The 13529-nt window shown below is 39.2% G+C and carries 10 protein-coding genes and 3 pseudogenes; 9 read left to right on the plus strand and 4 right to left on the minus strand.

Translation table 11 applies throughout. The features are described 5' to 3' along the window. Positions 1–115: 115 nt before the first annotated feature. The 4 genes from EKB01_RS07725 (at position 116) to rpsI (ending at position 3273) form a co-directional block, all read left to right on the plus strand. Complete coding sequence (locus tag EKB01_RS07725) at positions 116–1009, plus strand: ABC transporter ATP-binding protein (RefSeq protein WP_000895271.1); 894 nt, start codon at positions 116–118, stop codon at positions 1007–1009. Continuing rightward, a complete protein-coding gene (locus EKB01_RS07730; RefSeq protein WP_167266413.1) occupies positions 1006–2205 on the plus strand; it encodes an ABC transporter permease in 1200 nt (399 codons plus the stop codon). The genes EKB01_RS07725 and EKB01_RS07730 overlap by 4 nt, the downstream gene beginning before the upstream one ends. 210 nt (positions 2206–2415) lie before the next feature. Next, positions 2416–2862 (plus strand): 50S ribosomal protein L13, encoded by a 447-nt coding sequence (gene rplM / locus EKB01_RS07735; protein ID WP_002876943.1) that lies wholly within the window; start codon positions 2416–2418, stop codon positions 2860–2862. Between the two features lie 18 nt (positions 2863–2880). Continuing rightward, entirely contained in the window at positions 2881–3273 is a 393-nt protein-coding gene (rpsI, locus tag EKB01_RS07740; protein WP_000075969.1) for a 30S ribosomal protein S9, read from the plus strand. Between the two features lie 92 nt (positions 3274–3365). On the opposite strand, the pseudogene EKB01_RS07745 reads toward rpsI, so the two are convergent. After that, positions 3366–3551: pseudogene (locus EKB01_RS07745) on the minus strand (transposase); the annotation flags it as partial. A 265-nt stretch (positions 3552–3816) separates the two neighbouring features. Between EKB01_RS07745 and EKB01_RS07750 the strand changes: the two are divergent. Next, a complete protein-coding gene (locus tag EKB01_RS07750; protein ID WP_167266416.1) occupies positions 3817–6591 on the plus strand; it encodes a cation-transporting P-type ATPase in 2775 nt (924 codons plus the stop codon). Positions 6592–6740: 149 nt separating this feature from the next. Then, a pseudogene (locus tag EKB01_RS07755) lies at positions 6741–7719 on the plus strand (transposase); the annotation flags it as partial. 56 nt (positions 7720–7775) lie between these two features. On the opposite strand, the gene EKB01_RS07760 reads toward EKB01_RS07755, so the two are convergent. Together EKB01_RS07760 and EKB01_RS07765 are read right to left on the minus strand one after the other, a co-directional pair. Further along, positions 7776–8690, minus strand: a complete 915-nt coding sequence (locus EKB01_RS07760; RefSeq protein ID WP_084853052.1) for a LysR family transcriptional regulator — start codon at positions 8688–8690, stop codon at positions 7776–7778. A gap of 126 nt (positions 8691–8816) precedes the next feature. Next, positions 8817–9167, minus strand: coding sequence for a helix-turn-helix transcriptional regulator (locus tag EKB01_RS07765; RefSeq protein WP_167266418.1), 351 nt, complete (start codon positions 9165–9167; stop codon positions 8817–8819). A 357-nt stretch (positions 9168–9524) separates the two neighbouring features. Here EKB01_RS07765 and EKB01_RS07770 point away from each other — a divergent pair, with 357 nt between their 5' ends. Both EKB01_RS07770 and EKB01_RS07775 read left to right on the plus strand, forming a co-directional pair. Beyond that, positions 9525–11150 carry a malolactic enzyme gene (locus tag EKB01_RS07770; protein ID WP_167266421.1) on the plus strand — a complete coding sequence of 542 codons (1626 nt, stop codon included), beginning with the start codon at positions 9525–9527 and terminating at the stop codon, positions 11148–11150. A 77-nt stretch (positions 11151–11227) separates the two neighbouring features. After that, positions 11228–12175 (plus strand): AEC family transporter, encoded by a 948-nt coding sequence (locus tag EKB01_RS07775; RefSeq protein WP_045616434.1) that lies wholly within the window; start codon positions 11228–11230, stop codon positions 12173–12175. Between the two features lie 308 nt (positions 12176–12483). On the opposite strand, the pseudogene EKB01_RS07780 reads toward EKB01_RS07775, so the two are convergent. Then, positions 12484–12636, minus strand: a pseudogene (locus EKB01_RS07780) (site-specific integrase); the annotation flags it as partial. A gap of 148 nt (positions 12637–12784) precedes the next feature. Between EKB01_RS07780 and EKB01_RS07785 the strand changes: the two are divergent. Then, positions 12785–13297: a GNAT family N-acetyltransferase gene (locus EKB01_RS07785; protein WP_167266424.1), complete on the plus strand. Its 513-nt coding sequence runs from the start codon at positions 12785–12787 to the stop codon at positions 13295–13297. Positions 13298–13529: the final 232 nt, after the last annotated feature.

Consider the following 13529-nt stretch of genomic DNA (forward strand, 5'->3'; position numbering starts at 1 on the left):
AAACTTAGATTTGGTAGATTTTTACTATAAATAATATCGATAAAAATGGACATAAAATGTTGTAAATGCTATCAAAAAGGAGTATAATAAGTGCAACATATCTCGGAGGTGGAAGATGCTAGAAGTAAGAAATCTAGAGAAAAGTTTCGGTTCCAAGCAAGTCTTGTTTGGTGTCGATTTTCAGGCAAGTCCAGGACGGATTCTGGGCTTGGTAGGAAAAAATGGTGCTGGGAAAACAACGATTTTCCACAGTATGTTAAAATTTTTAGAGTATCAAGGAGAAATCAGTCTGGATGGACAGGAGATTCGTCAGGAGACCTATGCTCGGATTGGCTATCTGCCTGAGGAACGCAGCCTCATGCCTAAGCTAACAGTCCTTGAACAAGTTCGCTATTTGGCGACTCTAAAGGGCATGGATGCTAAGGAGGTCAAGGAAAAACTCCCTCAATGGATGGAAAAATTGGAAGTAAAGGGCAAATTGACCGACAAAATCAAGAGCCTCTCCAAAGGGAATCAGCAGAAAATTCAGCTCATTATCACCCTGATCCATGAGCCAGACTTGATTATCCTGGATGAGCCTTTTAGTGGTTTGGACCCAGTCAATACCGAGTTGCTCAAACAGGTCATCTTGAAAGAGAAAGAGCGTGGTGCAATCATTATCTTTTCTGACCATGTCATGACCAATGTTGAGGAACTTTGCGATGATATTCTGATGATTCGAGATGGGCGTGTGGTCTTGCATGGACCTGTTCAGGATGTCCGTAATCAATATGGGAAAACACGTCTTTTCGTTTCAAGTGAACAAAGCAAGGAAGAACTGGAAAAACTTCCTCACGTCAAACAGGTGAGCTTGACTAAGCAAGGCAGTTGGAAATTAATCCTGGATGATGAGGACGCTGGAAGGGAACTCTTCCCCATCCTCACTCAAGGTCAATATATCGCGACCTTTGACCAACAAGCTCCAACAATCGATGAAATCTTTAAACTAGAATCAGGGGTGGAAGTATGAGAAATATGTGGGTTGTAATGAAGGAAACCTATCTTCGACATGTCAAGTCGTGGAGTTTCTTCTTCATGGTGATTTCGCCGTTCCTCTTTTTAGGATTATCTGTAGGAATCGGCTATCTCCAAGGGTCTTCTATGGCCAAGAATAGCAAGATAGCAGTAGTAACAACTATGCCATCTGTGGAAGAAGGGCTCAAGGGTACCAATGGTATCAACTTTGATTATAAAGATGAAGCCAGTGCTCAAGCTGCTATCAAGGATGAGAAAATCAAGGGATACCTAACCATTGACCAAGAGGACAGCGTTCTCAAGGCCGTCTATCACGGTGAAACTTCTCTTGAAACAGGCATCAAACTAGCAGTAACCAATAAGTTAAACGAACTGCAATACCAACTCAATCGTTCGGCAGCCAATTTGTCTCAAGAACAGGAAAAACGCCTGGCTCAAACTGTTGACTTTACTGAGAAGATTGATGAATCCAAAGAAAATAAAAAGATGGTCCAAACCATTGCGGCTGCGGGGCTTGGTTTCTTCCTTTATATGATCTTGATTACTTATGCTAGTGTCACTGCTCAGGAAGTGGCTAGCGAGAAAGGAACCAAAATCATGGAAGTGGTCTTCTCTAGTATCCGAGCTAGTCATTATTTCTATGCTCGCATGCTGGCTCTGCTTCTTGTGATTTTGACCCATATTGGCATTTACGTCGTGGGTGGGCTGGCTGCGATTCTGCTCTTTAAAGACCTACCAATCTTGGCTCAATCTGGTATTTTAAATCATCTAGGAGATGCCTTCTCGCTCAATACCTTATTGTTTGTATTGGTTAGTCTCTTTATGTATGTTGTTTTGGCAGCCTTCCTAGGTTCTATGGTTTCTCGCCCTGAGGATTCAGGAAAGGCCTTGTCACCACTGATGATCTTGATTATCGCAGGATTCGTTGGAGTGACCGCTCTAGGTGCTGCAGGGGACAATTTAGTTCTGAAAATTGGTTCCTATATTCCTTTCATCTCGACCTTCTTTATGCCATTTCGAGCTATAAATGGGTATGCGAGTGGTCTAGAAGCTTGGATTTCCCTTGCTATAACGGTTGTCTTTGCAGTCACTGCGACAGCCTTTATCGGCCGCATGTATGCTAGTCTAGTCCTTCAAACAGATGATTTGGGAATCTGGAAAACCTTTAAACGTGCCTTAGCTTATAAATAGGAGAGCCTCGCAAAAGCGAGGTTTTTCTAGATGTTAAACACTGAAATCGGCAAAAATATTTTTCATATCTATTGACTTTTAGTAGTAAAATTTGGTATGATAGTAGACGGTATTGTTTACCCCATTTGTAAGGCCCCGGAACCTTTCAAATACCCCGCGGACCGGAACATCCGCCCTGTAAACAAAAACGATATTCATATAGGAGAAATCATGAACAAAACTACATTCATGGCTAAACCAGGCCAAGTAGAACGCAAATGGTACGTTGTTGACGCAACTGATGTACCTCTTGGACGCCTTTCAGCAGTTGTTGCTAGCGTACTTCGCGGAAAAAACAAACCAACATTTACACCACATACTGATACAGGTGACTTCGTAATCGTTATCAATGCTGAAAAAGTTAAATTGACTGGTAAAAAAGCAACTGATAAGATCTACTACACTCACTCAAACCACCCAGGTGGATTAAAATCAATCTCTGCTGGTGAACTTCGTTCTAAAAATGCAGTACGTTTGATCGAAAAATCAGTTAAAGGTATGCTTCCACACAATACTCTTGGCCGCGCTCAAGGTATGAAATTGAAAGTATTCGTTGGAGCTGAGCACACTCACGCTGCACAACAACCAGAAGTTCTTGATATTTCAGGACTTATCTAAGGAAAGGAACAATAAAGTATGTCACAAGCACAATATGCAGGTACTGGACGTCGTAAAAACGCTGTTGCACGCGTTCGCCTTGTTCCAGGAACTGGTAAAATCACTGTTAACAAAAAAGATGTTGAAGAGTACATCCCACACGCTGACCTTCGTCTTGTTATCAACCAACCATTCGCAGTTACTTCAACTGTAGGTTCATACGATGTTTTCGTTAACGTTGTAGGTGGTGGATACGCTGGTCAAGCAGGAGCTATCCGTCACGGTATCGCTCGTGCCCTTCTTCAAGTAGACCCAGACTTCCGCGATTCATTGAAACGCGCAGGACTTCTTACACGTGACTCACGTAAAGTTGAACGTAAGAAACCAGGTCTTAAGAAAGCTCGTAAAGCATCACAATTTAGTAAACGTTAAAACTTATTTACACTTATTGAAAGCATTTCGTATCAAAAATACGGGATGCTTTTTCTGTTCACCCCAAATATTTGAACCTTGAATTTCCGTTAATACGTTCCGTTACGACTGTTGGCTTTAAAATAATTAGCTTTATCGTAAGGCTCATACCCTAAAAAGGCTGATAACTCTGCTTGAAGCAGATCGTTCATAACTGTTTCAAGGAATGAACGAAAAAATTCATCAATATCTTGCTTTTGGGCTAAGAAGTTAAGTAGTTTTGTAGTAAACTGTGTCATAGGAATAAACCTCGTTCCAGTAATGTTTCGTAACTCTACTATAACGGATTTCTTCCTGTTTGTGTTTACACGGCTTATTTTACACTACCAAAAGAACTTTAGCTATTGGGTATACAAGCTAAAGTTCTTGGCTCTATAATTTCTGTAGTGGGTAAAGCCACCATAGGAATTATAGAGCCTTTTCTTTCAACATTTTCTGAAAAAGGAGTATAATGAGGGTGTAAATATGAAATCGCTTTAATAATTTAGAATCGAGGAAAGGATCATGAGTGATTCTAGACAGAAGGGGACTACATTAGGAACCTGTTCCCCTGATCAGGTTTATCAAGTGTTGCAAACAAGTCCTCAAGGGTTAAACTCACAAGAAGTAAAAAAGAGGCAAGCAACTTATGGTCCTAACCAGTTGAAAGAAAGTAAGAAAGAACCTATTTGGTTGACCTTTGTCAAACATTTTACCAGTCTCATGGCCCTCTTATTGTGGGTTGGTGGCTTTATTGCTGTGATTTCCCATAGCTTGGAGTTGGGAATTGCGATTTGGCTGGTCAATATCATTAATGGTCTCTTTAGTTTTATTCAAGAATATAAGGCTAGTCAAGCCACGGCAGCACTGAATAAGCTTCTTCCATCCTATACCCGAGTTCTTCGTGATGGAAAGGAAGATAAAATCCTTGCACAGGACTTGGTGCCAGGTGATTTGGTTTTCATTGAAGAAGGTGACCGTATTTCTGCAGATGGACGTTTGGTTGCTGTGACAGACTTGCAGGTAAATCAGTCTGCCCTCACTGGTGAGTCTAATCCCATTTATAAATCAGACCAAGCAGATTTGACTCCTGATAAGACTGAATTGGAATATGACAATATGGTGTTTGCAGGGACCACAGTTTCCTCTGGGTCAGGACATTTTATAGTATCTGCTATCGGTATGGAAACTGAGTTTGGACAAATTGCAGACTTGACGCAAAACCTAGCTCAGGAAAAGAGCCCACTGCAAAAGGAACTGGACCATTTGACCAAACAGATTTCGGTTATCGCAGTATCTGTAGGTCTCTTCTTTATGATTGCAGCAACACTATTTGTCCATCAGCCTCTTTCTCAAGCTTTCATCTTTGCCTTGGGAATGATTGTTGCCTTTATCCCTGAGGGGTTACTTCCTACAGTTACCCTCTCTCTAGCTATGGCTGTACAACGCATGGCTAAAGAACATGCTTTAGTGAAGAAATTATCTTCTGTTGAGACTCTTGGAGCAACTTCTGTTATTTGCTCAGATAAAACAGGGACCCTAACTCAAAATGCCATGACAGTTAATCATTTATGGACCTTGTCGGGTAATTATGAGGTGACTGGGCTAGGTTATGCACCAGAAGGGCATATTGAGAAGGATGGTGACCCTGTTTCTCTGAAGGGAAATGATCTCCTGAATCGTTTGGTTCGCTTTTCTCACTTGGCTAGTAATGCTCAAGTGGTTGCGCCAAGTGCTGACAATCCCGATTATACGGTCTTGGGAGACCCGACTGAAGCTTGTCTTAATGTTCTTGCAGAAAAAGCAGGTATTGATTTAAATGACAACCACAACTGGGCTCCTCGTATCAAAGAAATTCCCTTTGATTCGGATCGTAAACGAATGACAACGGTACATAGTCTCGAAAAAAGTCTGGATGGCAGTCACCATATTTCCATCACTAAGGGTGCGCCTAAAGAAGTGGTGGAACTTTGCTCAGACTATTATGATGGTCAAGGAGCAATCAAATCTATGACTGCTACAGAACGTCAAGCAATTCTTGCTGCTAACGATCAATTTGCTCGTGACGGCTTGCGTGTTTTAGCTGTCGCTTATCGTCCTTTGGAAAGCGAAGATATTAGAGAAGACAAGTGGGATATGCGGACCCTCGAAGAAGATATGGTCTTTGTGGGACTTGTTGCCATGAGTGACCCTCCACGTCAGGGTGTACGTGAAGCTATTGCAAAATGTCACCGTGCCAGTATTCGTATTATCATGGTCACAGGTGACTATGGTTTGACAGCTCTTAGTATTGCCAAGAAAATCGGAATTGTAAAAGGTAACAATGCACGAGTGATATCAGGGCTTGAACTGGCAGATATGACCGACGAAGAGCTCAAAGTAGCTCTTAAAGGCGAGATTGTTTTTGCTCGTGTGGCTCCTGAACAAAAATATCGTGTAGTCAATGCACTTCAGGAACTTGGTGAAGTTGTTGCTGTTACTGGTGATGGAGTAAATGATGCCCCTGCTCTGAAAAAGGCTGATATCGGGGTAGCTATGGGAATATCTGGAACTGACGTCGCCAAGGAATCTGCCGATATGATTTTAACGGATGATCACTTTGCTTCTATTGTCCATGCTGTTGAAGAGGGACGTGCCGTTTATCGAAATATTCAAAAATTCCTGACCTATATTTTTAATTCCAATACACCGGAAGCTGTACCATCTGCCTTCTTCTTGTTCTCTTTGGGGCGCATTCCTCTTCCTTTAACCGTTATGCAAATTCTAGCTATTGACTTAGGAACAGATATGGTACCTGCTTTGGGATTGGGGGTTGAACCACCTGAAGAAGGAGTGATGGACAAGCCACCAAGACGTTTATCGGACCGCTTACTCAATCGCCAACTATTGCTTAAAGCTTTTGTCTGGTATGGATTGATTGAAGCAACCTTGGCTATGGGTGCTTTCTTCCTTAATTATTGGGTAAATCAAGGAAATTTGAACCATCTGGCTAGTTCAGGACCTCTTTATCGAGAGGCAACAACCATGACTTTGGGAGCTATCATCTTCACGCAGATTGGTATGGCTATGAATAGTCGCAAAGGTAGAGGATCTATTTTCAAAATCAAACCATTTGCAAATAAGATTATTAGTCTGGGGATTATCTTAGAAATCATTCTCTTTATTATCCTGTCCTATGTACCTCTTTTCCACACTCTCTTTAATACAGCTCCGATTGGTTTTGATGATTGGCTCTATTTGCTCGTCTGTCCATTTATCATTATGGCTCTAGAGGAAATAAGGCACCGACTATTTGATTAAGAGTAAGCCGATGGCTTACTTTTTAGGCTCTATAATATTTGTAGTGGGTAAATCCCCTATGGATATTATAGAGCCTATTTTATTGTAGAAAAAAAGTCTCATAAGACCTATAATGAAAAGAGACTAAACAACTCATTAGAAAGAATCATATGGAACAATTACATTTTATCACAAAACTGCTTGATATCAAAGATCCAAACATCAAGATTGTAGATATCATCAATATGGATACACACAAGGAAATCATCGCTAAACTGGACTATGAGGCTCCATCTTGTCCTGATTGCGGAAAGCAAATGAAGAAATATGACTTTCAAAAACTTTCTAAGATTCCTTACCTTGAAACGACTGGTATGCCTACTAGAATTCTTCTTAGAAAGCGTCGTTTTAAGTGCTATCATTGTTCGAAAATGATGGTCGCTGAGACTTCTATCGTCAAGAAGAATCACCAAATCCCTCGTATCATCAACCAAAAGATCGCTCAGAAGCTAATTGAAAAGACTTCTATGACCGATATTGCTCAGCAGATGGCCATTTCAACTTCAACTGTCATTTGAAAGCTCAATGACTTCCACTTTAAGCATGATTTTTCGCATCTTCCTGAGATTATATCGTGGGATGTTGAAACAGTTAGGGAAGTGACTGTTTCAATCGGGAGATGAAGATGAGTTTCATTGCGCAAGATTTTGAAAAGCTCGATATCATCACTGTTCTTGAAGGAAGAACACAAGCTGTCATCCGAAATCACTTTCTTCGCTACAATCGAGCTGTTCGTTGTCAGGTGAAAATCATTACTATGGATATGTTTAGTCCCTACTATGACTTGGCTAAACGACTTCGCTTTCGAATTTCTAGGCTCAGGCTGAAACAGTCTCCCAGACTGTTTCACTCCCAAATGCTAAAATCGTTCTAGATCGCTTTCACCCTTCGTTATTATATTTCTGAACTCAGGCTAAAACAGTCCACTGGACTGTTTTACTCCAACACTTAAACCGTGCTATGAGTCGTGTGCGTGTCCAAATCATGAATCAGTTTGAGCGAAAATCTCATGAATATAAAGCCATCAAACATTACCGGAAGCTCATTCAACAGGATAGCCGTAAATTGAGTGATAAGCGATTTTATCGCTCTAAACATCAAAAAAGAAAGGACGAATTTCGTCCTTTCTCGAGCTTAGCTTTTCTTCAATCTACTACAGTTGACAAAGAGCCAAGTTCTTTTGGTTTGTATAGTTTAATAAAATTAAATAAATCCTCTACTTCTGATGACAGCGTAGCTGATTTGAGATAAGCGTAATAAACTGTAAATGTTATCTGGTCCTCCGGTATTAGAGGGATTTTTATTAAATCATCATCTTTATCAGAAAGTGCGATATCAGCCAGTAAACTAACGCCAATCCCTTTCTTTAAAAGTTCTTTAAGAATGACAATGTCGTCACTCTTGAAGAATATTTCTGCCTTGTTTTGATGCTTTTGATTAAGTAGTTCAAAAGCTTTCAGGTGAACAAAGTGTTCGTCTAAAAGTATAAAGGATTGATCTACTAAATCTTCAAAAGTGAGGGAAAGAGCAGTAGCAAGAGGATGGTTCTTAGATAAAACAACATACAGTTCTTTATGAAAGAGTTCATGTGTCTCTATTGAAGGATGATTGAGTGGTTCAATCAATCCGAGTAAGCTCGCATCTAGTTCACCCTTAAGGAGAAGATTTAATAATTCTACGGATCCACCACGAATAGGACGTACCTTTTTTAAAAAATCAAATTCAGTTTCTTTATTTAAGACAGAGAAAAGATACTGAATGATAATAGGAGGGAATCCTACAGTAGAGCAATGCGCCAAAGAGCGATTAATTTCTTTGCGAGTAGAAATGACCTCAGGTAAAATTAGTTCTGTATGCTTCAGAAGGATTTGTCCTTGATTAGTTAGTTTAAAGGAGCGATGTGAAGGATCATGGTGAATCAATTTGCAATTAAAAGATTCCTCTAAGCGCTTGATGGCATAAGAAATAGATGGTTGGCTGACTTTATGTTGTTTTGCTACTTCCGTATAGGATTGAAGCTGGCAGAGGTCATAAAAATATTGTAGATCTTTTAAATTCATATGGCTCACTTTCATTAGTTGGAGAAGGAAAATAAGTGGAAATCACCAGATAAATACTTTTTATCCGTATCCTACAATTTGACTATACGAGTATTCACCGGTTAAAATGTAAGTGAGTCAGGGATATCAAAGGCTATCTAAGATACTTTCAAAAATGACTAACATCTTTTCTCGTTTATCAATAGGGAGCTGTTTAATCTTCATGTTGATTCTTTTGAGTGAAAGATTGTCGGTCTTATCAGAGGTTGATTCAAGGCTATCAAAATTGAAAAATTCTTCTGGGGTCATCTCTAGGGCGACAATCACTTTTTCAAGACTGTGAATGGTCAGATTCACATTTTGGTTTTCAAGTTGATTGATATACTTAAGCCCGAGCCCCGCTTGTTCCGAAAGTTCTTCCTGGCTCATTTTTTTCTGTGTTCGAAAATATTTCACTTTTTGGGAAATATATTGTTGTAAATAGTTTTTATTCGTCATATAAATAGAATACAAGTTTTGCATGACAAAAAACATCTTAAAAAATACAAAGTACTGTATAACAAACTTATATAATATTTATTTTAATTCGGATTGCCAATTTGTATGATTAGTTTCTTTTACTCGAAACTTTTAGTAAAGAGTGATCATCGAGAGTTTTATGAGTTCAGAACTTTATAAAATATAACAACTTAAAGTGCCATTAACAGTAGTGTTTTAAGTATAAAGAGCTTATTAGAAAATTGTCTTCGTAGACTCATTATAACATATGCGTACACGATTGTATTTTTAAAACAACAAAGTTTTCTAAACAATTCGTTTTAAGTGGTATAATATAAGTAAAAAGGAGGTTGCACTATGACTGCACATGATATTTTAAACAACCCTTTCCTCAATAAAGGTACTGCCTTTACCTTAGAGGAGCGGAAGGAACTAGGTCTTATTGGTTTATTGCCACCTTACGTTCAAACCATCGAGGAGCAAGCAGTGCAAACCTATGCACAAATGCAAACAAAGGTCAATGATCTGGAAAAACGTTTGTTCTTAATGGAAATCTTTAATACAAACCGTACTCTCTTCTATTACCTCTTTTCTCAACATTTGGAAGAATTCAATCCAATTGTATACGACCCAACCATTGCAGATACCATTGAAGGCTATAGTAATCTCTTTGTAGATCCACAATATGCGGGATATCTTGATATCAATCATCCTGAAAATATTGAAGCCACTTTGAAAAATGCTGCTGGTAATCGCGAGATTCGTCTCATTGTTGTAACAGATGCAGAAGGAATCCTTGGAATCGGTGACTGGGGAACAAATGGTGTCGATATTTCTGTTGGGAAATTGATGGTCTACACGGGTGCTGCTGGAATCGATCCTTCTATGGTCCTTCCTTTAGTCATTGATGCAGGGACTAACCGTGAAGAACTTCGTAACAACCCTAATTACTTAGGGAATCGTCACGAACGAGTTCGCGGAGATCGTTACCACGACTTCATTGACCAATTTGTTCAAACAGCAGAACGTCTCTTTCCTAAACTCTACCTTCACTGGGAAGACTTCGGCCGCTTGAATGCTGCCAATATTCTTGAAAAATACCGGAAACAAATTCCAACTTTTAATGATGATATTCAAGGCACAGGAATCGTTACCTTGGGTGGTATCTTTGGTTCACTGGATATTAGTGGTGAAAAATTAACAGATCAAGTTTATCTCTGCTATGGTGGTGGTACTGCGGGTGCAGGAATTGCCTCTCGTGTTTTTCGTGAAATGGTGAGTGAAGGTCTTTCTGAAGAAGAAGCTTATAAACGTTTCTTTATGGTTGATAAACAAGGTCTTCTCTTTGATGACATGGATGACCTAACTCCTGAACAAAAACCGTTTGCTAAGAAACGTGCTGACTTTAGTAACGCAGACAAGTTGACTGACCTGCTTGAAGTAGTGAAGACTGTGAAGCCAACTATTCTTGTAGGAACTTCTACTCAGCCTAATACCTTCACTAAAGAAATAGTAGAGGCTATGTGTGAAAATATAGAGCGTCCGATGATCTTCCCTTTGTCAAATCCAACCAAACTAGCTGAAGCTAGTGCCAAAGATTTGATTGAATGGTCAGATGGAAAAGCTTTTGTCGCAACAGGAATTCCTGCTGATACGGTTTCTTATAAAGGTGTGGACTATGTGATTGGTCAAGCCAATAATGCCTTGATTTACCCAGGTCTTGGTCTAGGTATGCTGGCTTCTGAAGCAAGTCTTTTAACTGATGAAATGATTGGAGCAGCGGCTCATTCATTGAGTGGTATTGTCAATCCAGGCCAACCAGGAGCTCCTGTTTTGCCGCCGTTCAAATATGTAGCAGATGTTTCTATTAAAGTAGCAGAAGCAGTCGCTAAAAAAGCACAAGAGCAAGGTCTTGCGCGTGCTAAGGAAACAGATATGACCAAAGCAGTTCGTGATTTGAAGTGGTATCCAGAGTATAAATAATTCATTGCTGCTGTCTATCCTTCACTAGCGACAGATTTGTATGGGCTGTGGACTTAAGTAATTTAGAAAGGATACCTATGTCACTCTTTTTAACCTCGATTACGAGTATCATTCCGATTATCGCTATCATTGTTTTGGGGTATATTCTTCAGGTGAAGGGATGGTTTGGAGATGCCTTTGGACCTAACCTATCTCGTTTGATCATGAATGTAGCCTTGCCAGCGTCAATCTTTGTGTCGGTGATGAAATACCTAACACTAGATAAACTAATCAGTCTTTCTGGAGGTCTCCTTTATACATTTGTGGCCTTTATCTTGGGCTATATCGTAGCTTATATTGCAGTTGTGGTTTTCAAGGTTCGTCCAGGACGGCGAGGAACCATGATTAATACCTTTGTGAATGCCAATACTATTTTTATTGGTTTACCTTTAAACGTTGCTCTTTTTGGGGATCAGGCTCTTCCTTATTTCTTGATTTACTATATCACCAATACGATTTCCACCTGGACATTGGGCGTGTATTTGATGACGAGCGACAGTAAATCGGGTCAAAGCAAGGAGACAACTAAATTTGACTGGAAGAAATTGCTACCAGCTCCGCTTGTAGGTTTTCTTGTCGCCCTACTATTTTTGATTCTTCGAATTCCTATTCCAGATTTTGCAACGAATACCTTAACCTATGTTGGAAATATCGTCACTCCCTTATCTCTGATTTATATTGGTATTGTTCTTGCTAAGGCAGGCTTGAATACGATTACTTTTGATAAAGATACAATTGTCACCTTGGTGGGACGCTTTATCCTAGCTCCTCTGATCATGCTTCTTGTATTGAAGTTCTTTGCACCAAATATGGCAACAGTAGAATTTAAGACCTTTATGATTCAGTCTGCTACACCAGCTCTGGCTGTTCTTCCGATCCTTGCTAATCAGGGAAAAGGAGATGTGGAGTTCTCTACGAATGTGGTGACTCTAAGTACGGTTCTATTTATCGTTGTTATTCCAATATTACAAACTTTATTAGGATAAGAAGGAAGAGGGGAGGATTGAAAGTTATGCGTTAAGAAATTTCACTATTTTAGATCCATCTATTCCTATTTCTTGAAATAAAAATCGGAAGAAACTCTTCGGACGTTTCCTATCAAGCGCTTTTGAGCTGTCCTAAAAGCCAGACTTTTCAAACCAGGTCTTAAGAAAGCTCGTAAAGCTAGTCAGTTCTCAAAACGTTAATCAATACGATACTATCAACGTTTCAAAGCACTCAAAAGTTTACCTTGTGGGTGCTTTTTTCGTGTTTTTTTTGAAAAGTTTACCTCAAAGTTCACCTTATTTTTACCTTATTGTTTTAGAGACTTTAAAGCAAATTTTCCAACAGCCATTGGAATCACATTAGAAGTGTTAACATAGGTCTTAGTTGTAATCGTATCACTATGGGTTAGCGCTTCAGAAATTTCTTCAAGCGAAACTCCAGCTTGTTTTGCTGGTGTGGCGCTTGAACATTATGCTTATCCATAGTATTTTGTGTTATAATGTAGAAACTATACAGAAAATAAAAGAATCTCTTTAAATTCTGTAAATTTCACTTTGTGTAAACATGAGAAAATGTTGAATGTAGATAATGATGGGAGAGGATTTGTAATGATCAGTTTAGAGATGTTGTCTGAAGAAAATAGTCTAGACGTCTATTCTTTTGAAAAAGAAAATCGAGAGTATTTTGAACGAAATTTACCTCCTAGACCAGCTAACTATTTTGATTTAGAAGGTTTTAAAGAAATTACAAGGGAATTGTTAACGGAACAAAGGAATCGTGCTGTTTACATGCATCTTATTAGAAATTCGCAAGGTGTTATGGTTGGGAGAATCAATTTAAGTGTCTTAGAGAGTGATCGAAATACAGCAGAACTTGGGTATAGGATTGGGGAAAATGTTAACAATTTAGGTTATGCCAGCGAAGCGGTTAAACTCGTTTTAGAAAAAGCCTTCACGACTTATGGTTTCAATAGAATCATTGCAGGAACGGCAACAGGTGATCTAGCCTCTCAGAGGGTGCTTTTAAAAAATGGCTTCACCTTTAGTAGGGTTATAGAAAATGACTTACAAATTCATAATGAGTGGGTTCATACAGCAGTATTTGAGATAAGGAGACCATAATATCATCAATTCCGGTCTATTAACAAGGTTAATGGAGGCATCAATCTTTCCAGACATTTAAGAATTTACTCTTGGATGTCTTTTTTTGTTCAAAATAGATAAGTGTTGCTGTTTAAACTTGATTTTCCCAGTGGACAATCGTCCACTTTTTTTATATAATAAAACTAAACCTAATTGGTTGAATTTCGGAAATGTAAGCTCAATCATCAATTGATCTTTCTAAGGGAGATAA

The organism is Streptococcus sp. CCUG 71758, assembly GCF_011714815.1.
Lineage (GTDB): Bacteria > Bacillota > Bacilli > Lactobacillales > Streptococcaceae > Streptococcus > Streptococcus halitosis.